17 protein-coding genes and 2 rRNA genes are annotated in these 20885 nt (G+C 69.1%); 16 read left to right on the top strand and 3 right to left on the bottom strand.

Features of this window, described 5'->3' with window-relative positions; translation table 11 throughout:
* The first annotated feature begins 126 nt into the window (after nucleotides 1-126).
* The 10 genes from V4Y03_RS14380 to V4Y03_RS14335 all read left to right on the top strand — a co-directional run bounded on the left by V4Y03_RS14380 (nucleotide 127) and on the right by V4Y03_RS14335 (nucleotide 10436).
* A 23S ribosomal RNA gene (locus V4Y03_RS14380) occupies nucleotides 127-3248 on the top strand.
* Nucleotides 3249-3322: 74 nt separating this feature from the next.
* A 5S ribosomal RNA gene (gene rrf / locus V4Y03_RS14375) occupies nucleotides 3323-3439 on the top strand.
* A 67-nt stretch (nucleotides 3440-3506) separates the two neighbouring features.
* Nucleotides 3507-4154, top strand: coding sequence for an HAD family hydrolase (locus V4Y03_RS14370; protein ID WP_317876977.1), 648 nt, complete (start codon nucleotides 3507-3509; stop codon nucleotides 4152-4154).
* A 43-nt stretch (nucleotides 4155-4197) separates the two neighbouring features.
* Nucleotides 4198-5403, top strand: coding sequence for an MFS transporter (locus V4Y03_RS14365; protein ID WP_332435181.1), 1206 nt, complete (start codon nucleotides 4198-4200; stop codon nucleotides 5401-5403).
* A complete protein-coding gene (locus V4Y03_RS14360; protein ID WP_332435180.1) occupies nucleotides 5372-6550 on the top strand; it encodes an acetoin utilization protein AcuC in 1179 nt (392 codons plus the stop codon). The genes V4Y03_RS14365 and V4Y03_RS14360 overlap by 32 nt, the downstream gene beginning before the upstream one ends.
* Nucleotides 6551-6655: 105 nt before the next feature.
* Nucleotides 6656-7471, top strand: coding sequence for a phosphatase (locus V4Y03_RS14355; protein WP_332435179.1), 816 nt, complete (start codon nucleotides 6656-6658; stop codon nucleotides 7469-7471).
* Between the two features lie 127 nt (nucleotides 7472-7598).
* Entirely contained in the window at nucleotides 7599-7808 is a 210-nt protein-coding gene (locus V4Y03_RS14350; RefSeq protein WP_015034391.1) for a helix-turn-helix domain-containing protein, read from the top strand.
* A gap of 164 nt (nucleotides 7809-7972) precedes the next feature.
* Nucleotides 7973-8071 carry a 30S ribosomal protein bS22 gene (locus tag V4Y03_RS14345; protein ID WP_003948845.1) on the top strand — a complete coding sequence of 33 codons (99 nt, stop codon included), beginning with the start codon at nucleotides 7973-7975 and terminating at the stop codon, nucleotides 8069-8071.
* A gap of 136 nt (nucleotides 8072-8207) precedes the next feature.
* Nucleotides 8208-9320: an NAD-dependent epimerase/dehydratase family protein gene (locus V4Y03_RS14340; protein WP_332435178.1), complete on the top strand. Its 1113-nt coding sequence runs from the start codon at nucleotides 8208-8210 to the stop codon at nucleotides 9318-9320.
* Between the two features lie 15 nt (nucleotides 9321-9335).
* Entirely contained in the window at nucleotides 9336-10436 is a 1101-nt protein-coding gene (locus tag V4Y03_RS14335; RefSeq protein ID WP_332435177.1) for a lysophospholipid acyltransferase family protein, read from the top strand.
* 65 nt (nucleotides 10437-10501) lie between these two features.
* On the opposite strand, the gene V4Y03_RS14330 is transcribed toward V4Y03_RS14335, so the two are convergent.
* From V4Y03_RS14330 to V4Y03_RS14320, 3 genes are all read right to left on the bottom strand, one after another.
* Nucleotides 10502-11740, bottom strand: a complete 1239-nt coding sequence (locus V4Y03_RS14330; RefSeq protein ID WP_332435176.1) for a DUF5667 domain-containing protein — start codon at nucleotides 11738-11740, stop codon at nucleotides 10502-10504.
* 298 nt (nucleotides 11741-12038) lie between these two features.
* On the bottom strand, nucleotides 12039-12830 hold the full coding sequence (locus tag V4Y03_RS14325; RefSeq protein ID WP_332435175.1) for an ECF subfamily RNA polymerase sigma factor, BldN family: 792 nt from the start codon (nucleotides 12828-12830) through the stop codon (nucleotides 12039-12041).
* 420 nt (nucleotides 12831-13250) lie between these two features.
* On the bottom strand, nucleotides 13251-14207 hold the full coding sequence (locus tag V4Y03_RS14320; RefSeq protein ID WP_332435174.1) for an HAD family hydrolase: 957 nt from the start codon (nucleotides 14205-14207) through the stop codon (nucleotides 13251-13253).
* A 92-nt stretch (nucleotides 14208-14299) separates the two neighbouring features.
* Between V4Y03_RS14320 and V4Y03_RS14315 the strand changes: the two genes are divergently transcribed.
* The 6 genes from V4Y03_RS14315 to hemB all read left to right on the top strand — a co-directional run bounded on the left by V4Y03_RS14315 (nucleotide 14300) and on the right by hemB (nucleotide 20785).
* Nucleotides 14300-14578 (top strand): glutaredoxin family protein, encoded by a 279-nt coding sequence (locus V4Y03_RS14315; protein WP_332437177.1) that lies wholly within the window; start codon nucleotides 14300-14302, stop codon nucleotides 14576-14578.
* A gap of 272 nt (nucleotides 14579-14850) precedes the next feature.
* A complete protein-coding gene (locus V4Y03_RS14310; protein ID WP_317874886.1) occupies nucleotides 14851-15651 on the top strand; it encodes a redox-sensing transcriptional repressor Rex in 801 nt (266 codons plus the stop codon).
* The gene (locus tag V4Y03_RS14305) at nucleotides 15648-17003 is read left to right on the top strand and encodes a glutamyl-tRNA reductase (protein ID WP_317874885.1); all 1356 of its coding nucleotides are present in this window, start codon (nucleotides 15648-15650) and stop codon (nucleotides 17001-17003) included. Before V4Y03_RS14310 ends, V4Y03_RS14305 begins: the two co-directional genes overlap by 4 nt.
* The gene (hemC, locus tag V4Y03_RS14300) at nucleotides 17000-17986 is read left to right on the top strand and encodes a hydroxymethylbilane synthase (protein WP_332435173.1); all 987 of its coding nucleotides are present in this window, start codon (nucleotides 17000-17002) and stop codon (nucleotides 17984-17986) included. The genes V4Y03_RS14305 and hemC overlap by 4 nt, the downstream gene beginning before the upstream one ends.
* Nucleotides 17983-19653, top strand: a complete 1671-nt coding sequence (locus tag V4Y03_RS14295; protein WP_317874883.1) for a uroporphyrinogen-III synthase — start codon at nucleotides 17983-17985, stop codon at nucleotides 19651-19653. Before hemC ends, V4Y03_RS14295 begins: the two co-directional genes overlap by 4 nt.
* A 127-nt stretch (nucleotides 19654-19780) precedes the next feature.
* Complete coding sequence (gene hemB, locus V4Y03_RS14290; protein ID WP_332435172.1) at nucleotides 19781-20785, top strand: porphobilinogen synthase; 1005 nt, start codon at nucleotides 19781-19783, stop codon at nucleotides 20783-20785.
* Nucleotides 20786-20885: the final 100 nt, after the last annotated feature.

The following is a 20885-nucleotide window of genomic DNA, read 5'->3' as shown; positions in this document are numbered from 1 at the left end:
CTGAGGGTACGGCCGTAAGGTTTGTATCTTCGCGATGCCGGCCCCAGTGAACTCATCTGCTTGTCGGGTGGGGTGATGGGTGGCTGGTCGTTGCTTGAGAACTACACAGTGGACGCGAGCATCTGTGGCCAAGTTTTTAAGGGCGCACGGTGGATGCCTTGGCACCAGGAACCGATGAAGGACGTGGGAGGCCACGATAGTCCCCGGGGAGCCGTCAACCAGGCTTTGATCCGGGGTTTCCGAATGGGGAAACCCGGCAGTCGTCATGGGCTGTCACCCATGCCTGAACACATAGGGCATGTGGAGGGAACGAGGGGAAGTGAAACATCTCAGTACCCTCAGGAAGAGAAAACAACCGTGATTCCGGGAGTAGTGGCGAGCGAAACCGGATGAGGCCAAACCGTATGCGTGTGATACCCGGCAGGGGTTGCGCATGCGGGGTTGTGGGATCTCTCTTTCACAGTCTGCCGGCTGTGAGACGAGTCAGAAACCGTTGATGTAGGCGAAGGACATGCGAAAGGTCCGGCGTAGAGGGTAAGACCCCCGTAGCTGAAACATTAACGGCTCGTTTGAGAGACACCCAAGTAGCACGGGGCCCGAGAAATCCCGTGTGAATCTGGCGGGACCACCCGCTAAGCCTAAATATTCCCTGGTGACCGATAGCGGATAGTACCGTGAGGGAATGGTGAAAAGTACCGCGGGAGCGGAGTGAAATAGTACCTGAAACCGTGTGCCTACAAGCCGTGGGAGCGTCGCTCATTGAGTTTACTCAATGGGTCGTGACTGCGTGCCTTTTGAAGAATGAGCCTGCGAGTTTGCGGTGCGTTGCGAGGTTAACCCGTGTGGGGAAGCCGTAGCGAAAGCGAGTCCGAACAGGGCGATTCAGTAGCGCGCTCAAGACCCGAAGCGGAGTGATCTAGCCATGGGCAGGTTGAAGCGGAGGTAAGACTTCGTGGAGGACCGAACCCACCAGGGTTGAAAACCTGGGGGATGACCTGTGGTTAGGGGTGAAAGGCCAATCAAACTCCGTGATAGCTGGTTCTCCCCGAAATGCATTTAGGTGCAGCGTCGTGTGTTTCTTGCCGGAGGTAGAGCACTGGATAGGCGATGGGCCCTACCGGGTTACTGACCTTAGCCAAACTCCGAATGCCGGTAAGTGAGAGCACGGCAGTGAGACTGTGGGGGATAAGCTCCATGGTCGAGAGGGAAACAGCCCAGAGCATCGACTAAGGCCCCTAAGCGTACGCTAAGTGGGAAAGGATGTGGAGTCGCAGAGACAACCAGGAGGTTGGCTTAGAAGCAGCCACCCTTGAAAGAGTGCGTAATAGCTCACTGGTCAAGTGATTCCGCGCCGACAATGTAGCGGGGCTCAAGCGTACCGCCGAAGTCGTGTCATTGCAGCATGAGCCCCAACGGGCGCTGTGATGGGTAGGGGAGCGTCGTGTGCCGGGTGAAGCAGCCGCGGAAGCGAGTTGTGGACGGTTCACGAGTGAGAATGCAGGCATGAGTAGCGATACACACGTGAGAAACGTGTGCGCCGATTGACTAAGGGTTCCTGGGTCAAGCTGATCTGCCCAGGGTAAGTCGGGACCTAAGGCGAGGCCGACAGGCGTAGTCGATGGACAACCGGTTGATATTCCGGTACCCGCTTTGAAACGCCCAGTATCGAATCCATTAATGCTAAGGCCGTGAAGCCGTTCCGGACCCTTCGGGGAAAGGAAAGTGGTGGAGCCGCTGATCCAAGGTGGTAGTAGGTAAGCGATGGGGTGACGCAGGAAGGTAGTCCAGCCCGGGCGGTGGTAGTCCCGGGGTAAGGGTGTAGGGCGTTGTCCAGGTAAATCCGGACAGCACATAGCCTGAGACCTGATGCCGAGCCGATTGTGGTGAAGTGGATGATCCTATGCTGTCGAGAAAAGCCTCTAGCGAGTTTCATGGCGGCCCGTACCCTAAACCGACTCAGGTGGTCAGGTAGAGAATACCGAGGCGTTCGGGTGAACTATGGTTAAGGAACTCGGCAAAATGCCCCCGTAACTTCGGGAGAAGGGGGGCCACGTCTGGTGATGAGTCTTGCACTCTGAGCTGGGGGTGGCCGCAGAGACCAGCGAGAAGCGACTGTTTACTAAAAACACAGGTCCGTGCGAAGCCGTAAGGCGATGTATACGGACTGACGCCTGCCCGGTGCTGGAACGTTAAGGGGACCGGTTAGTCACATTTCGGTGTGGCGAAGCTGAGAACTTAAGCGCCAGTAAACGGCGGTGGTAACTATAACCATCCTAAGGTAGCGAAATTCCTTGTCGGGTAAGTTCCGACCTGCACGAATGGCGTAACGACTTCTCGACTGTCTCAACCATAGGCCCGGTGAAATTGCACTACGAGTAAAGATGCTCGTTTCGCGCAGCAGGACGGAAAGACCCCGGGACCTTTACTACAGTTTGATATTGGTGTTCGGTTCGGCTTGTGTAGGATAGGTGGGAGACTTTGAAGCAGCCACGCCAGTGGTTGTGGAGTCGCCGTTGAAATACCACTCTGGTCGTGCTGGATGTCTAACCTCGGTCCGTGATCCGGATCAGGGACAGTGTCTGATGGGTAGTTTAACTGGGGCGGTTGCCTCCCAAAGAGTAACGGAGGCGCCCAAAGGTTCCCTCAGCCTGGTTGGCAATCAGGTGTTGAGTGTAAGTGCACAAGGGAGCTTGACTGTGAGACCGACGGGTCGAGCAGGGACGAAAGTCGGGACTAGTGATCCGGCGGTGGCTTGTGGAAGCGCCGTCGCTCAACGGATAAAAGGTACCCCGGGGATAACAGGCTGATCTTCCCCAAGAGTCCATATCGACGGGATGGTTTGGCACCTCGATGTCGGCTCGTCGCATCCTGGGGCTGGAGTCGGTCCCAAGGGTTGGGCTGTTCGCCCATTAAAGCGGTACGCGAGCTGGGTTTAGAACGTCGTGAGACAGTTCGGTCCCTATCCGCTGCGCGCGTAGGAATATTGAGAAGGGCTGTCCCTAGTACGAGAGGACCGGGACGGACGAACCTCTGGTGTGCCAGTTGTCCTGCCAAGGGCATGGCTGGTTGGCTACGTTCGGGAGGGATAACCGCTGAAAGCATCTAAGCGGGAAGCCTGCTTCGAGATGAGTATTCCCACCTCCTTGAGAGGGTAAGGCTCCCAGTAGACGACTGGGTTGATAGGCCGGATGTGGAAGCCCAGTAATGGGTGGAGCTGACCGGTACTAATAGGCCGAGGGCTTGTCCTCAGTTGCTCGCGTCCACTGTGTTAGTTCTGAAGTAACGAACTGTGCCGATATCCGGTTGGTTAACTTCATAGAGTTTCGGTGGTCATAGCGTTAGGGAAACGCCCGGTTACATTCCGAACCCGGAAGCTAAGCCTTTCAGCGCCGATGGTACTGCAGGGGGGACCCTGTGGGAGAGTAGGACGCCGCCGAACAATTTTTAGCCTCAACCCCCGGACCTTGTCCGGGGGTTGAGGCATTTTTGCGTTCTAAGCTGGGGCCATGCGCTACGACCTGGTCATCTTCGACAACGACGGTGTGCTCGTGGACAGCGAGCCGATTTCCAACACGCTGCTTGCCGGCTATCTGACAGAACTCGGGCACCCCACCACGTACGAGGAATCCGTACGCGACTACATGGGGTCCGCCATGCACCGGATTCACGACCTGGTCGAGGAGCGGAGCGGGCAGCGGCTGCCGGCGGAGTTCGACGAGACGTTCCACGGGCGGGTCTTCGCGGCCTTCCGTGACGAGCTGGAGGCCGTGCCCGGGGCGCCGGACGTGGTGAAGCGGCTCGCCGAGGCCGGGGTTCCGTACTGTGTGGCCTCCTCCGGGAGTCACGAGCGGATCCGGGTGGGGCACCGGAAGACCGGGCTCGACGCCTGGTTCCGGGACGAGATCGTCTTCAGCGCCGAGGACGTCGGGCGTGGGAAGCCGGCGCCGGACCTCTTCCTGCACGCCGCCGCGCGGATGGGAGTGGCCCCCGAGCGCTGTGTGGTCGTCGAGGACAGCCGGCTCGGGGTACAGGCCGCACAGGCCGCCGGGATGGACGTGTACGGGTTCACCGCGATGACTCCCCAGGAGAAGCTGACCGGCGCGAACGGCCACTTCGGGACGATGGACGAGCTGCCGGCGATATTGGGGCTGTGATCCATCTACCCAGCGGTAAGTTCCGGCCGTACGCTTTGCCGCCATGACGGATGCGCGGTTGCGGCGTGGGCGGGGATCCCTGGCGGTCAGTTTCTTCGTGCAGGGGGTGACGTTTGCGCTGCTCGTCACCCGAATACCGGCGCTCCAGGACCAGTACGGGATCTCTGACGGGCTGTTGCCGGCCTTCCTGGCCGCTGTGCCGATCCTGGCGGGTGTGGCCAGTGTGGTGACCGAGAAGGTCGTCGCCAGGGTGGGGCCCGCCGTGGTACTGCGGTGGGCCCAGCCGTTCGTGCTGCTGGCCCTGCTCTCCGTGGGGATGGGGTCGGAGCTCTGGCACGCGGCCGTGGTCCTGGGGCTCTTCGGACTGGCCGTGGGTTCCCTCGACGCCTCCATGAACATGCTGGGGGTGAGCCTCCAGCGGGCGTACGGCCGGAGCATCATGCTCGGCTTCCACGCCTCGTACAGCCTGGGCGGGATCGCGGGGGCCTCGCTGGCCTGGGTGGGGGCGCACTGGCACCAGTCGCTGTTCGAGTCCTTTCTCCCGGTGGTGGCGGTGCTGCTGCCCGTCGTGGTCGTCGGGAGCCGGTGGTACGTCGCCGGCGGTGCCGGGCCCGAGGGGGCCTCGGCTGCGGAGGAGAACAAGGGCAACGGTGTCGTCTTCAAGCTGCTGCTGCCGCTCTGCCTGGTGATGACCTTCGCCTACATCGGGGACTCCACCGTCTCCAACTGGAGTGCCAAGTACCTCCAGGACGTGCTCGGCAGCTCGGAGGAGCTGGCGACCGTGCCGTACAACGCGTACATGGTGACGACGCTCCTCGGGCGGACCGTCGGGGACTTCGGGGTACGGCGGCTCGGGGCCGTGGTGGTCGTGCGGGCCGGCGCGGTGCTCGGGGCGCTGGGCTTCGCGGTGGTGGCGGTGGCGCCCGGGGCCTGGTCGGGGATCGCCGGGTTCACGGTGCTCGGACTGGGGCTGAGCGTGATCGTGCCGCAGACCTTCGCGGCGGCCGGGCGGCTGTTCCCGGGGGCGAGCGACGCGGCGGTGGCGCGGCTCAACGTCTTCAACTACGTCGGTTTCCTCGTCGGGTCGCCCCTGGTGGGGGCCCTCGGGGACGCGTGGAGCTACCGGTGGGCGATGCTGGTGCCGATGGTGCTCGTCCTGGTGACGGTGGTGTACGCCACGTCGTTCGGATCGCGAGAGGCCCGATACGGTGGCGGGCATGAGCAGCCGCGCACTGTTGATGTGGGATGAAGCCGTCACGCGGTACGACTTCGGGTCCGAGCACCCGATGGACCCGGTACGGCTCGCGCTGACGATGTCGCTGGTGCGGGCCTACGGGCTCGACCGGGCGGTCGACGTGGTGGCGGCGAAGCCGGCGGGGGACTCGACGCTGCGGCTCGTCCACCGCGAGGACTACGTGGACGCGGTGCGGGCGGCCTCGGCGGACCCGCGCCACGCCGACCAGGCGTACGGGCTCGGCACGGTCGACGATCCGGCGTTCGCCGGGATGCACGAGGTATCGGCGCTGATCGCGGGTCAGTCGGTGGGGGCCGCGGAGGCGATCTGGCGCGGGGAGGCCGAGCACGCGGTGAACTTCGCGGGCGGGCTGCACCACGCGATGCCGGGGGCCGCATCGGGCTTCTGCATCTACAACGACGCCGCGCTGGCCATCGCCCGGCTGCTCGAACTGGGCGCGGAGCGGGTGGCGTACGTGGACGTGGACGTGCACCACGGCGACGGGGTGCAGGCGGCGTTCTGGGAGGACCCGCGGGTGCTGACCGTCTCGCTGCACGAGCACCCGCGGACGCTCTTCCCGCAGACCGGGTGGCCGGAGGAGACGGGCGCGGCCGGGCCCGGCGAGGGCGGGGCCGTGAACGTGGCGCTGCCGGCGGGGACAGCCGACGCGGGGTGGCTGCGGGCCTTCCACGCGGTGGTGCCGGAGCTGATCGCGGACTTCCGGCCGCAGGTGCTCGTCACCCAGCACGGGGCGGACACGCACTTCGAGGACCCGCTCGCGCACCTGGCGGTGTCGCTCGACGCGCAGCGGGCGGTGCAGGAGGCCTGTCACGATCTGGCCCACGAGCACGCGGAGGGGCGCTGGCTGGCGCTCGGCGGCGGTGGGTACGCGGTGGTGGACGTCGTACCGCGGTCGTGGACGCATCTGGTGGCGATCGCGGCGCACGCTCCGGTGGATCCGGAGTCGGTGATCCCGTCGTCCTGGCGGGACGAGGCGTACGCGCGGACGCGGCAGCCGGGTCCGGCGCGCATGACGGACGGGCGGTGGCCGCCGGCGGGCCTCCGGGACTGGGCCGACGGGTACGACCCGGCGGACCGGTTGGACCAGGCCGTGCTCGCGACGCGCAAGGCGGCCTTCCCGCTGCGGGGGCTGCTCGCCTGACCCCGGGGCCGTACCCCTGGAACGTTCTGGTGGGCGTTACGCCGACTGTGCGGTGTGCGGGAGGTTTGGACTCCTCGGAACGGGTGTTCCGGCAGCATCGGTGGGGTGTTGAGTACCGGGGCGCTGCGGGCGCATCTGTTGGCGGCGGGGTTGGCGGGGACGGTCGCGACGTCGCGGGAGGAGAACCTGCGGAGCTATCGGCTGTTCGCGGCGCGTGATCCGCGGGTGCTGCTGGGGCTCGATCCCGCGTGGGGGTGGGGCGAGGCGGATCTGTTGCGGCTGATGGCCGACAAGTGCGGGGTGTCGGGGGACCCGGCGCACCGGTCCGGGCTGGACGTCATCGATCCCGAGCGGACGCTGAGGGGGCTGGACGCCTTCGCCGAGCGACTGGGGGCGGCGGCGGCGCGACGGGTTCCGGTGCTCCTCGGGACCGGGCATCCGCATCGACTCCTCGGTTTCTACGTCGCTCTCGCAGACGCCTTGTCGGCGGCGGGATGTCTTGTCCTCACACCGGCGCAGGGGAGATGTGTCGACATAACGACCCGGTTCGGCGTACGCACGCACCTCCTCGACTACGTACGGGGGGTCGCGTTGGTGCGAGAGCCGGGGCCGTCGGGGGGAGGGCGTGAACCGGGGGCGCACTCCCATTCGCCGCTGCCGGTCAGAGCCGCTCTGGAGAGCGCGGCCGAGTGCGGCGGGCCGCTGCCGGAACTCGTGGTGGGGGACCACGGCTGGGTCTGCGGGGCAGGTCAGCTGGGTATCGAGGCCATCGGGCTCGCCGATACGGACGATCCGGCGCTGTTCGTCGGTGAGGCGGAGGGGCAGGTGTCGGTGGCCGTTCCGCTGGACGACGGCGTGCGCTCCGACCACTACCGGCCGTTGACTCGCTATGTACTCAATCGAGCGTGTCTGTCACGGTAAACGGCCGATGGCAGCTCCTCTTCCCCACTCGTACCACCCGCCCCTAGTCTGGAGAGTGAGCGCTCGGCGACGAAGAGTCACCGGAGGGGAAGCCGGTGGGCGTCGCGGCGGAAGGTACAGGTGGGTCATGGCTGCTGGCGAGCGACCTCTCAACGAGGTCAAGTTTCTGACCGTGGCGGAAGTCGCCTCGGTGATGCGCGTGTCCAAGATGACCGTGTACCGCTTGGTGCACAGCGGTCATCTGCCGGCGATCCGGGTGGGCAGGTCCTTCCGGGTGCCGGAACAGGCGGTTCACGAGTACCTGCGGGAGTCCTTCGTGGGGGTGGGGACCGCGTAGCGCGAGCGCGGCGACAACGTCGGGAAAGCTCCGTATGTCCCTCGGATTACAAGCGGGGTGCTCGGGACGGTAGGCTAGGCCGACGTAGGTCGTGTGGGCCCAGACGCCCCGCACCGATTCCCGCCGGGAGGCGGGGATGTTCCGAGAAGTGAGCGAGGGTAGTCGTGGGCTCTGTTATCAAGAAGCGGCGTAAGCGGATGGCCAAGAAGAAGCACCGCAAGCTGCTCAAGCGCACGCGCGTTCAGCGTCGCAACAAGAAGTAAGCGACAGCTGCACCGCAGCGTTTCGTGCGTAAGACGTGGCCCTTCACCGTTCGCGGTGGAGGGCCACGTTTCATTGCGCGGAAATCCTGAGGCGCTACGGTGGCGGACAACGGAAGACGGACGGAAGGCGCTGATCTTGGGCAAGGTCGTGCTCGTCACCGGTGCGGCCCGGCACCTCGGGGGCCGCTTCGTACGGCGGATCCAGCGGGACCCGGAAGTGGAGCGGGTGATCGCGGTGGACGCGGTCGACCCGGCGCACCAGCTCGGCGCCGCCGAGTTCGTACGGGCGGACATCCGCCGGCCCGAGATCGCCAAGGTCCTCGCCGCGCACGACGTCGACACCGTGGTCCATCTGGACGTGACGGGTACGGCGATCGGCGGCGGAGGCCGTACGTCGGTCAAGGAGACCAACGTCATCGGCACCATGCAGCTGCTCGGTGCCTGCCAGAAGTCGCCGCGGATCAGCCGGCTCGTCATCAAGTCCAGTACGAGCGTCTACGGCTCCGCGCCCCGCGACCCGGCCGTCTTCACCGAGACGACACCGGCGAAGTCGCTGCCCAGCGGGGGCTTCGCGAAGGACGCGGTCGAGGTCGAGGGGTACGTACGGGGCTTCGCCCGGCGGCGCCCGGACGTGGCCGTGTGCGTGCTGCGGTTCGCGAACATCCTCGGGCCCCGGATCGACTCCCCGCTGTCCGAGTACCTGGCGCTGCCGGTCCTGCCGACCGTCCTCGGCTACGACCCCCGGCTTCAGTTCGTCCACGAGGACGACGTCGTCGACGTGCTGCGCCTGGGCGCGCACGAGCCCCGCAGGGCCACCCAGAACAGCGGCACCTTCAACGTGGCCGGTGACGGGGTGCTCCTGCTGTCCCAGTGCGCGCGGCGGCTCGGCCGGCCGACGGTTCCGGTGCTGCTGCCTGCGGTCACCTGGGTGGGGACGGCGCTGCGCACCGTCGGGATCACCGATTTCGCGCCCGAGCAGATCCGGCTGCTCACGCACGGCAGGGTCGTCTCGACGGTCCAGACGCGTGAGGTCCTCGGGTTCGCACCGCGCTACACGACGGCGGAGACCTTCGCCGACTTCGTACGGGGCCGGGGGCCGGGGCTGCTTCCGCCGGAGATGCTCGCGGGGGCGGTGGACCGGATCGCGGGGCGGCTCGGCTCGTCGGCCGCGCGGCCGGCCGGCTCCGTACCGCCCGTCTCGCCCGTACCTCCCGTACCTTCTGTTCACCCTGTTCACGACGGCGCCTGAGGAGACCGGACAGCGATGGCGGACGCCAAGGTCATTCCGTTCGACGACGACCGGTCGCGGGCCCGGCGACGGCCCGTGCGCGCCGACGGCGAGGCGGCGGCCGTACGGGCCCTGCCGGGGCCTCAGGGGCCCCTGGAGCCGGAGGAGGGCCGGGAGGGCATCCGCGGCGCCGGGGGCGGTACGGAGGCGGGTGAGACGGGCGGGACGGGCGAGGTGAGCGGTGCCGTGGTCGGTGCGTCCGACGGGAGTTCCGGGTCAGGGGCGCAGGCCGGTGCCGGGAGCTGGGAGCGGCGGCTTGCCGGTGGGCTCTCGTTCCTGCGGCGGCGGATCACCGGGGAGTACGAGGTCGACGAGTTCGGCTACGACGAGGAGCTCACCGACCAGGTCCTGGTGTCGCTGCTCCGGCCGCTGTACGAGAAGTACTTCCGGGTCGAGGTGAAGGGCGTCGAGAACATCCCCGCCGAGGGCGGGGCGCTGATCGTCGCCAACCACTCGGGGACCCTGCCGCTGGACGGGCTGATGATGCAGGTCGCCGTCCACGACCGGCATCCGGCCGGGCGGCATCTGCGGCTGCTCGCCGCGGATCTGGTCTTCGTCCTGCCGGTCGTGAACGAGCTGGCCCGCAAGGCGGGGCACACGCTGGCCTGTGCGGAGGACGCGGAGCGGCTGCTGCGGGCGGGCGAGATCGTCGGGGTGATGCCGGAGGGCTTCAAGGGGATCGGGAAGCCCTTCGGGGAGCGGTACAAGCTCCAGCGCTTCGGCCGGGGCGGGTTCGTGTCGACGGCGCTGCGGGCCGGGGTGCCGATCGTGCCCTGTTCGATCGTCGGGGCCGAGGAGATCTACCCGATGGTCGGGAACGCCAAGACCCTGGCGCGGGTGCTGGGCTTCCCGTACTTCCCGCTGACGCCGACCTTCCCGTGGCTGGGGCCGCTGGGGGCGCTGCCGCTGCCGACGAAGTGGACGATCCAGTTCGGCGAGCCGATCCCGACGGACTCCTACGCGCCCGAGGCGGCGGAGGATCCGATGCTGATGTTCAACCTGACGGATCAGGTGCGGGAGCAGATCCAGCACACGCTGTACAAGTTGCTGGTGCAGCGGCGGTCGGTGTTCTTCTGACCGCGTTCGTGCCCAGGCATGGAAGAAGGGGCGCCCCCCGTCCGTGGGGGCGCCCCTTCTCCTTGCTAGCGAGCGTCCTCGCTGTCGATGCCGAGGCCTGGTAGCAGGCCCGGCAGGAGTGGCGGAAGGGTCACGTCCGGTACGCCGGGTGGCGTCTGGCCGCCCGGGGGTGCCGTCGGTACTCCGGACGGGGAGGGCTTGAGCAGTCCGCCGGTGTTGCCGCCGAGCAGGCCGTCGTCCTCCGGGGAGCCGGTGCCGCTGTCCGTGCTCGGGCTGGTGCCCGTGCTGGGGCCGGACGGGCGGGGCGGCGCGGAGTGGCTGCCGGCCGGAGGGGTCTCCTGGCCGGACGGCGGACTCGGGGTGTCCGTCGCCTGGGGATCCCTGGGCGTGCTGGTCCTGCCGCTGGGGCTCTCGGAGCCGACCGCGCCCTTCTCCGGGGTGCGGGGGAGGACCGACTGCAGCGGCTCGACGTCTTCGTCTATGGCGTCGAAGACGTTCGTCACCTCGCTGCCGACGTCCGCCAGCTGGACGGGGAGCCGGTCACGGATGCCGTTCCAGGTGTCCCGGTGGGCCTGTGCGAAGGAGTTGAGCCGGGCCATCGGCCCGATCTCCCCGTCGCGGTCGTACGCCTGGCGGAGCAGGCGGTGGCCCTCGCTTGCGTCGTGCTTCATTCCGCCCAGGGCGCGACGGATCTCGGTGAGGGACTCGTGGTCGAGGTCGCCGATGCGGCCCCGCTCCATGAGCCGGCGGGCCTCGCTGAGCCGGGTGGACGCCTGGTCGAGGTAGATGCCGCCGCGGTCCGCGTCGTCGTCCGCCATTCCCAGTTTGATGTCCTCCATGCCTCGCTTGAGCCCGTAGAGCGAGTCACCGGGAAGCGCGTCGGAGCTGGCAGCGGCCACTCCGCCGAAGGCGCCCGCGGCCACACCGACCGTGAGCCCGCCGGCGGCGAGGCCCTTGGTCCAGCGGGAGCGGGGGCGCAGTTTCCGCAGCGGGGAGGCCCGATGGCTTCCCTTGCCGCCCGCGGCCCGCTGTTCCGGCACCGTAGGGCCTGCGGCCGCGCTCCCTTCCATGAGCATCGCTTCCATGGCGGCGACGAGCTGGGCTCGCTGCACCACCTTGACCTCGGGGTCCAGCTGTGGCTTCGGCAGTTCGCCGAGACCGTTCGCCAAGGCCAACAGCCGTCCCTGCTCGGCAGGTTCGGCCGGGGCCTCGGGCTGCTCGGTCGCAGCGCCCTCGGCCTCCCGGTCCTCCAGGGCCTGGGCGAAGGCGTTCGCCCGCCGGTGCGCCGATACGTTCGCGATCACTGGCGGCACCTCCTCTCGTCATGACGGTCGACTCCCCGGGGTGTCCGGAAGGTTGCACACCTTGAGCGCATCCACACGAAAGAGTGAGTGGCTGCGGACATGGCGTGTCCACAGGGAGCCTGCATCCCGCACAACGAGCGGCGCGGCACTTGGGTTACGCGCGAAAGATGATCGGACCAGTGCGTCATCGAGGCGTCACCGACTGTGAGTTGGGCGGGGGTCGTGGGGATGTGGGGGGAGAGGCGGTGGTGGGGGCGCGGACCGGCGTCCGGGGGCGCGTGTGGGGGGCGCGTACCGGTCAGCGGGCGTCGTCCGGGAGGAGTCGGGCCAGGGTGCGTACGGCCCGGTACTGGAGGGTCTTGATCGCTCCCTCGTTCTTCCCCATGACGCGGGCGGTCTCGGCGACCGAGAGGCCCTGGAGGAAGCGCAGGGTCACGCACTCCTGCTGCTGGGGGTTGAGGCGGCGGACCGCGTCGAGGAGGGCGGCGTTGGAGAGGGACTCCAGGACGGAGTCCTCCGGGCTGCGCTCGACCTCGTTGGCGTCGAGCATCTCGCCGGTGGTGACTTCCAGGCGGAAGCGGCTGGACTTGAAGTGGTCGGCGACCAGGTTCCTGGCGATGGTGACGAGCCAGGCGCCGAAGTCGCGGCCCTGCCAGGTGAAGGTGGAGATCCGGCGCAGGGCGCGCAGGAAGGTCTCGCTGGTGAGGTCCTCCGCCGTCGCCTTCCCGCCGACGCGGTAGTAGATGTAGCGGTAGACCGTGTCGCTGTACTGGTCGTAGAGGCGGCCGAAGGCTTCGGCCTCGCCCGCCTGGGCGCGCTCGACCAGATCCATCATCCGGGCGCTGTCGCTGTCGGCGGTCGGGCGTCGTGCGGTGGTCGAGGTTCCGGAGCCGGAGCGGACACCCCGTCTGCCCACGGCGGCCCCGCCGTCGGCCAGGGCATAGCAAGGGCCGGCGGGTGCCGGTGCGGCGAAGGCGAAGGCGGGGACAGGGCCGGCGTACGCGGTGGGGACGAAGCCGCGCAAGTGGTCGAGGACCGTTGCGCGCAGCGTAGCCAGGCCCGAGGTGTCAACCCCGACGTGTGGGTACACGGGACTCCCAGAGGCAGAGCTTCCATCACGTGCAGTGCGGGACCGTTCACTCGTCGTGGCGACGTGAGGGGTCCTTTGTGCGTCTGAGGAGAATAACGCTTCGTACAGGCAGCGCTACACCCAGTTGCTCAAATCACCGGTTACGTCTGTTCCGTTACTGCTTGCAGTCGGATCTCGTCGCAGTTCGTGACCAGTTGTTGATCGGTTTGCTTTCGAGTGTGACTGCGCAGGCGATGCGTTGTGCTCAAGTGCGGGACGGGTGCGTGATCGGGGCCGCTGCGGGGTAAGGAGTCCGGATTGCCTGGTGGTCGACGTGTGCGGTGCTGTTCGACCACGGATGGGTGAGGGCACCTGGTCCGGGGTTGTCGCAGATGATCGCAGCCGAAACGTATCGGCAGATCGATGGCGCGCCGGGGAGCGTCAGTGACGGCGGCGGTGCAGCGCCACGGCGGCGGCCGTGCCGCCGGCGATCGCGCCGAGGCCCGCGGCGGCGGGGATGCCGACCTTGGCGGCCTTGCGGCCGGTCCGGTAGTCGCGCAGCCGCCAGTCCCGGTCCTTCGCGTGCTTGCGGAGCTTGGCGTCCGGGTTGATCGCGTACGGGTGCCCGACCAGCGACAGCATCGGGATGTCGTTGTGCGAGTCGCTGTACGCGGCGCAGCGGCCGAGGTCGAGGCCCTCGGCGCCGGCCAGGGCCCGTACCGCCTCGGCCTTCGCGGGGCCGTGCAGGGGTTCGCCGACCAGCCGGCCCGTGTAGACGCCGTCGACCGACTCGGCGACCGTGCCGAGCGCGCCGGTCAGGCCGAGCCGCCGGGCGATGATCGTCGCCGTCTCGACCGGGGCGGCCGTGACCAGCCAGACCTTCTGGCCCGCGTCCAGGTGCGCCTGGGCGAGACCGCGGGTGCCGGGCCAGATGCGGTCGGCCATGTACTCGTCGTAGATCTCCTCGCCGATCGACATCAGTTCGGAGACGCGGTGGCCCTTGACGATGGACAGGGCGCTGTCGCGGGCGTCCTGCATGTGCTCGGGGTCCTCGACGCCGGCCAGCCGGAACCAGGCCTGCTGCCAGGCGAAGCGGGCGAGTTCGCGGCGCTGGAAGAACTTCCGCTTGTACAGGCCGCGGCCGAAGTGGAAGATCGCGGCGCCCTGCATCACGGTGTTGTCGAGGTCGAAGAAGGCGGCCGCCCGTACGTCGCCGACGACCGGGAACTCGGGCTCGGCGGGTGTCTCGGCCTCGGTCGCGGTGGCCGCGGCCTCCTCCCGCTCCCGTTCCAGCTGGAGCGAGGACTTGCGCGCTGCCTCGGCAGCGGCCTCGCCTGCGAGGACGCTGCGCGCGGTGGCGGAGCGCCTACGGGGGGTGAGCCATCCCAGAGCGGCCATGTCGTGAGCATAGCCAGTCTGTTCGGTACTTCCCGACTTGTGACGATGCCAGCGCGTGAACACTGTGGGGCTCCCCTGTGGATCGGGACAGAATGGGCGTCATGTTCGGACGTACGAAGAAGAAGCACGCCGGGTCGCGGACCGTGACGCTGATCGGCAAGCCGGGATGCCACCTCTGCGACGACGCCCGCGCGGTGGTCGAGGCCGTCTGCGCGGAGACCGGAGCACGCTGGGAGGAGAAGGACATCACCGAGGACGAGGAGCTCCACCGGGCCTACTGGGAGCAGATTCCCGTCGTCCTGGTCGACGGCGAGCAGCACACCTTCTGGCGCGTGGACGCGGGGCGGCTCCGGCGCGAACTGGGTGCGTGACCGAAAGACGGTTACCATCATGGACGTTTTGTTGGGTTTCGGGGGCGGCATCGTGAGGAGAGTGTGCGGCTTTGCCCCCTTCGGGTTCTCAACGCGCTGACGGGCTCCGCGGTTCCACGACGATGCGAACCAGCCGCGTGACCCCGGTCACTTTGGCCAGACAAAACGGACACCATCTTTGTGCACGCGTTCACAAAGACATAGCCTGCATTCGACGGGGCGGTCTTGGGACATATGGCCGCCTGCAGCCCCGCTCATCCCGCAGGAGCACCGTGGCAACTGGCCGAACTCACCGACCGGCGACCCGTAGCCGAGGAATTCCCGAGGCCACCGTCGCCCGGCTTCCGCTGTATCTCCGCGCACTCACCGCGCTCTCGGAGCGCTCCGTACCCACGGTCTCCTCCGAGGAGCTCGCGGCGGCGGCGGGGGTCAACTCCGCGAAGCTGCGCAAGGACTTCAGCTACCTCGGCTCCTACGGCACCCGCGGGGTCGGCTACGACGTCGAGTACCTCGTCTACCAGATCTCCCGTGAGCTGGGCCTCACCCAGGACTGGCCGGTCGTCATCGTCGGCATCGGTAACCTCGGCGCCGCGCTCGCCGGCTACGGCGGCTTCGCCTCCCGCGGCTTCCGCGTGGCCGCGCTGATCGACGCCGACCCCGCCATGACCGGCAGGCCGGTCGCCGGGATCCCCGTCCAGCACAGCGACGACCTCGAGAAGATCATCGAGGAGGACGGCGTCTCCATCGGCGTCATCGCGACCCCGGCCGGCGTCGCCCAGCAGGTCTGCGACCGGCTCGTGGCCGCCGGAGTCACCTCCATCCTGAACTTCGCCCCGACCGTGCTCTCCGTGCCCGACGGCGTGGACGTGCGCAAGGTCGACCTCTCCATCGAGCTGCAGATCCTCGCCTTCCACGAGCAGCGGAAGGCCGGCGAGGAGTCGAACGCCGAGAGCGCGGACACCGGCGCGGAGGCGGAGCCCGCCCCGGCCGCCGCGCCGCCGGCCCCCCGTGGCACCACGGGCGGCAGCCGCAAGGGACCCGACGGGGACATCCCCGCCGTGATGCCGGCATGAGCCTCCTCGTCGTCGGCCTCAGCCACCGCAGCGCCCCCGTCTCCATCCTGGAGCGGGCCGCCCTGGCGGCGGACACCCAGGCCAAGCTGCTCCAGGACACCCTCGCCGCCGAGCCGGCCGCCGAGGGCACCGTCCTGGCCACCTGCAACCGCATCGAGCTGTACGCCGACGTGGACAAGTTCCACGCCGGTGTCGCCGAGCTGTCCACGCTCCTCGCCCAGCACAGCGGCGTCGGCCTGGACGAGCTCACCCCCTATCTCTACGTGCATTACGAGGACCGGGCCGTCCACCACCTCTTCTCGGTGGCCTGCGGGCTCGACTCCATGGTCGTCGGCGAGGGCCAGATCCTCGGCCAGATCAAGGACGCCCTCGCCCGCGGGCAGGAGCTGCACACCGCGGGACGCCTCCTCAACGACCTGTTCCAGCAGGCCCTGAGGGTCGGCAAGCGCGCGCACAGCGAGACCGGGATCGACCGGGCCGGGCAGTCGCTCGTCACCTTCGGCCTGGAACAGCTGGCCGACGGCACCGACGTCGACACCTGGGCCAAGGGCAAGAAGGCGCTCGTCATCGGCGCCGGCTCGATGTCCTCGCTCGCCGCCGCGACGCTCGCGCGCTCCGGCGTCTCCGAGATCGTCGTCGCCAACCGCACCCTGGCCCGCGCCGAGCGGCTCGCGCAGATCCTGAACGAGGCCGGGGGCACGGGTGTCACCGCGCACGCGGTCGAGATGGTTGCCGTCGGCGACGAACTGACACGTGCCGACGTCGTCGTCTCCTGCACCGGCGCCACCGGACTCGTCCTCACCGGCGAGGACGTCGAGACCGCCGTACGGGGACGCCGCACCCCGCTCGCCCTGCTCGACCTCGCCATGCCCCGCGACATCGACGCCGCCGCCCACCGGGTTCCCGGAGTCCGGCTCGTCGACATCGAGTCGCTCGCCGAGGCCTCCGCCGACGCCCCCATGGCCGCCGACGTCGACCAGGTCCGCGGCATCGTCTCCGACGAGGTGGCCGCCTTCGGCGCCGCCCAGCGCGCCGCCCACATCACCCCCACCGTCGTCGCCCTGCGCACCATGGCCGCCGACGTGGTGGCCGGCGAGGTCGCCCGGCTGGAGGGCCGGCTGCCCGACCTCGACGAGAAGCAGCGCGCCGAGATCACCCAGACCGTGCGCCGGGTGGTCGACAAGCTCCTGCACGCGCCGACCGTGCGGGTCAAGCAGCTGGCCAGCGAGCCCGGCGGCGCCGGGTACGCGGACGCGCTGCGGACACTCTTCGACCTCGACCCGGAAACGGTGGCTTCTGTCAGCCGGGCCGACCTGAATGACGCCGACGTCAAGAACCGAGGGCGAGTATGACCGAGAGGGCACTGAGGCTCGGGACCAGGCGCAGCAAGCTCGCCATGGCCCAGTCCGGGCACGTGGCCGACGCCGTCCGGCGGCTGACCGGCCGGGCCGTCGAGCTCGTGGAGATCACGACGTACGGGGACACCTCCCGGGAGCACCTCGCGCAGATCGGCGGCACCGGCGTCTTCGTCGCCGCGCTGCGTGACGCGCTGCTCGCCGGCGAGGTGGACTTCGCCGTCCACTCCCTGAAGGACCTGCCGACCGCCCAGCACCCCGAGCTGGTGCTGGCCGCGATTCCGCAGCGCGAGGACCCGCGCGACGTACTGATCGCCCGCGACGGACTGACGCTCGACCGGCTGCCCCAGGGCGCCCGGGTCGGCACCGGCTCGCCGCGCCGCATGGCCCAGCTCCACGCGTACGCGCGCAGCCACGGCCTGGAGCTCACCTGCGTCCCGATCCGGGGGAACATCGACACCCGGGTCGGCTATGTGCGCAGCGGTGAGCTGGACGCCGTGGTCCTCGCCGCGGCCGGGCTCAACCGCATCGGCCGTACGGAGGAGCTCACCGGCTCCCTGTCGCTCGACCACCTGTCGGTCGACTCCGTGCTGCCCGCCCCCGGCCAGGGGGCCCTGGCGATCGAGTGCCCGGCGTCCGACGCCGAGCTCGTCGCCACGCTCGCCGCGCTCGACGACCCGCACACGCGGGCCGCCGTGACCGCCGAGCGATCCCTGCTCGCCGCCCTGGAGGCCGGCTGCTCCGCACCTGTGGGTGCGCTGGCCGACCTGCTGGCCGACGACCCCGGTCACGGGCAGGTTGTCACCGAGATGCGCCTGCGCGGCGTCGTCGGCACCACCGACGGCTCGACGCTGGTGCAGCTGTCCACCACCGGACCCGTACCCACCTCGCACGACGAGGCCATGGCGCTCGGACGCGAACTCGCGGACGAGATGCTCGCCAAGGGTGCGGCCGGTCTTATGGGGGAGCGAGCACTTTGAACCCCGCCAGCCCGACCACCAGCCCGCTGTCCCCGGCCTTCGCGGGCCATGGGCACGTCACATTCCTCGGTGCAGGCCCGGGTGACCCCGGACTCCTGACCCTCAGGGCCGTCGAGGCCCTCGCCGGAGCGGATGTCCTGATCGCCGAGCCGGAGGTCCTCGACGTCGTTCGCGGCCATGCGCGGGTGGGGGTGAGCACGCCTGAGCTGACGGTTGTTGACGAGGCGTCAACAACCGCCGGGGTCCCCGTGTTGAGGGATGCGGCCAATCTTGTCATGGAGGCCGCGAGGGGCGGCAGGCGGGTCGTCCGAGCGGTGACCGGCGACCCCGGCCTCGACGGGAACGCGGGGGCCGAGATGCTCGCCTGCGCCGCCGAGGGCATTCCCTTCGAAGTCGTGCCCGGTGTGGCCACGGCCGTCGGCGTCCCGGCGTACGCGGGTGTCCCGCTGCGCGACGCGCAGGGCACGGACGTGCGCTTCGTCGACGCCCGTACCGCCGACGAGCGGTGCTGGACCGAGGTCGGTGCCTCCGACGGCACCGTCGTCGTCTCGACGTCCCTGGATTCGGTCGCCGCGGCGGCCGGTGAGCTGGTGGCGGCAGGCCGTAAGCCGGACACCCCGCTCACCGTCACCATCGCCGGTACGACCACCCGGCAGCGGACCTGGAACGCCACGCTCGGCACCATCGCCCAGGTCTTCAAGCAGGGCAAGATCCTCCCCTCGCCCGAGGGCCACCGGCCGGTCATAGCCGTGGTCGGCGAGCGCAGCGCCCCGGCGCAGCGGGACCAGCTGTCGTGGTTCGAGTCGAAGCCGCTCTTCGGGTGGCGGGTGCTCGTGCCGCGTACCAAGGAACAGTCCGCGTCGCTCTCCGACCAGCTGCGCTCGTACGGCGCGGTGCCGCACGAGGTGCCGACCATCGCCGTCGAGCCGCCGCGCACCCCGCAGCAGATGGAGCGGGCCGTCAAGGGCCTGGTCACCGGGCGCTACGAGTGGATCGCGTTCACCTCGGTCAACGCGGTCAAGGCGGTGCGGGAGAAGTTCGAGGAGTACGGGCTCGACGCGCGCGCCTTCGCCGGGATCAAGGTCGCCGCGGTGGGCGAGCAGACGGCCGCCGCGCTGGTCGACTTCGGTGTGAAGCCGGACCTGGTGCCCAGCGGTGAGCAGTCGGCCGCCGGTCTCCTGGAGGACTGGCCGCCGTACGACCCGGTCTTCGACCCGATCGACCGCGTCTTCCTGCCGCGGGCCGACATCGCGACCGAGACGCTGGTCGCGGGCCTCATCGAGCTCGGGTGGGAGGTCGACGACGTCACCGCGTACCGGACCGTACGGGCTTCGCCGCCGCCGGCGGACACCCGGGAGGCGATCAAGGGCGGCGGCTTCGACGCCGTGCTCTTCACCTCGTCCTCGACGGTGCGGAACCTGGTGGGCATCGCCGGGAAGCCGCACAACGTGACCGTCATCGCCTGCATCGGTCCCGCCACGGCCAAGACGGCCGAGGAGCACGGGCTGCGGGTGGACGTGCTGTCGCCCGAGCCGTCGGTGCACAAGCTCGCCGAGGCGCTCGCGGACTTCGGGCTGCGGCGCCGGGAGTCGGCCCTTGAGGCGGGCGATCCGGTGACGCGGCCGAGCGAGCGGCGGCCGGGGGCGCGGAGGCGTCGTACGACGTAGCGGCGCGGTGCGCTTCGATGGGCGGGGCCTTTACGGGTCCCGCCCTTCTGCGTGTGCGGGGCCGGGGCGGGGGACGGCAACACCGTGTCGGTAAAACCACTGTTTGTTCGGGCGTAGCCTCGGGCCTATGAACTCGTACGGATCCTTTCCCGGGGCGCGGCCGCGGCGGCTGCGGACGACGCCCGCCATGCGGCGGATGGTGGCCGAGACGCGGCTGCATCCCGCCGATCTGATCCTCCCCGCGTTCGTGCGCGAGGGGATCACCGAGCCCGTGCCGATCCAGGCCATGCCCGGAGTCGTCCAGCACAGTCGCGACACCCTGCGGAAGGCCGCGGTGGAGGCGCTGGAGGCCGGGGTCTCCGGGATCATGCTCTTCGGCGTGCCCGAGGACGCCAAGAAGGATGCCGCGGGCACCGCGGGCACGGATCCCGAGGGGATCCTCCAGGTCGCGATCCGCGATGTGCGGGCCGAGGTCGGCGACGAGCTGGTCATCATGTCGGACCTGTGCCTCGACGAGTACACCGACCACGGGCACTGCGGAGTCCTGGACGCCGACGGCCGCGTCGACAACGACGCCACGCTGGAACGTTACGCCGAGATGGCGCAGGTCCAGGCCGACGCCGGCGCCCATGTCGTCGGCCCCTCCGGGATGATGGACGGCCAGGTCGGCGTGATCCGCGACGCCCTGGACACCATCGACAAGGAGGACGTGTCGATCCTCGCGTACACCGCGAAGTACTCCTCCGCCTTCTACGGTCCCTTCCGCGAGGCCGTCGGCTCCTCCCTCGAGGGCGACCGCAAGACCTACCAGCAGGACCCCGCGAACCTCCGCGAGTCGATGCGCGAGCTGGCGCTCGACCTGGAGGAGGGCGCCGACATGGTCATGGTGAAGCCCGCCGGGCCCTACCTGGACGTGCTCGCGAAGGTCGCCGCGTCGGTGGACGTGCCCGTCGCCGCGTACCAGATCAGCGGTGAGTACGCGATGGTCGAGGCCGCCGCCGAGAAGGGCTGGATCGACCGCGACCGGGCGATCTTCGAGACCCTGACCGGCATCCGGCGGGCCGGGGCGCAGATGATCCTGACGTACTGGGCCACCGAGGCGGCGCAGAAGCTGGGCGCAGGGCGGGGTTAGGCGGGTACCCGGTTCGCCGGGTGCCGGTGGTTCGGGTCCCGGTGGTTCGGGTCCCGGTTCGCCGGGTGGCGACGGCGCGGGGCCCTGTCCGCGGGGTGCC

Source organism: Streptomyces sp. P9-A4 (genome assembly GCF_036634195.1).
Lineage (GTDB): Bacteria > Actinomycetota > Actinomycetes > Streptomycetales > Streptomycetaceae > Streptomyces.
This window is presented reverse-complemented; position numbering and strand designations above follow the sequence as displayed.

Bases quoted from the DNA above. Each gene is read 5' to 3' on its own strand.
- V4Y03_RS14350 (WP_015034391.1), top strand. From the start codon at position 7,599: ATGGCTGCTGGCGAGCGACCTCTCAACGAGGTCAAGTTTCTGACCGTG.
- V4Y03_RS14305 (WP_317874885.1), top strand. From the start codon at position 15,648: ATGAGCCTCCTCGTCGTCGGCCTCAGCCACCGCAGCGCCCCCGTCTCC.
- V4Y03_RS14360 (WP_332435180.1), top strand. From the start codon at position 5,372: ATGAGCAGCCGCGCACTGTTGATGTGGGATGAAGCCGTCACGCGGTAC.
- V4Y03_RS14365 (WP_332435181.1), top strand. From the start codon at position 4,198: ATGACGGATGCGCGGTTGCGGCGTGGGCGGGGATCCCTGGCGGTCAGT.
- V4Y03_RS14320 (WP_332435174.1), bottom strand. From the start codon at position 14,207: ATGGCCGCTCTGGGATGGCTCACCCCCCGTAGGCGCTCCGCCACCGCG.
- V4Y03_RS14335 (WP_332435177.1), top strand. From the start codon at position 9,336: ATGGCGGACGCCAAGGTCATTCCGTTCGACGACGACCGGTCGCGGGCC.
- V4Y03_RS14370 (WP_317876977.1), top strand. From the start codon at position 3,507: ATGCGCTACGACCTGGTCATCTTCGACAACGACGGTGTGCTCGTGGAC.
- hemB (WP_332435172.1), top strand. From the start codon at position 19,781: ATGAACTCGTACGGATCCTTTCCCGGGGCGCGGCCGCGGCGGCTGCGG.
- V4Y03_RS14315 (WP_332437177.1), top strand. From the start codon at position 14,300: ATGGGCGTCATGTTCGGACGTACGAAGAAGAAGCACGCCGGGTCGCGG.
- hemC (WP_332435173.1), top strand. From the start codon at position 17,000: ATGACCGAGAGGGCACTGAGGCTCGGGACCAGGCGCAGCAAGCTCGCC.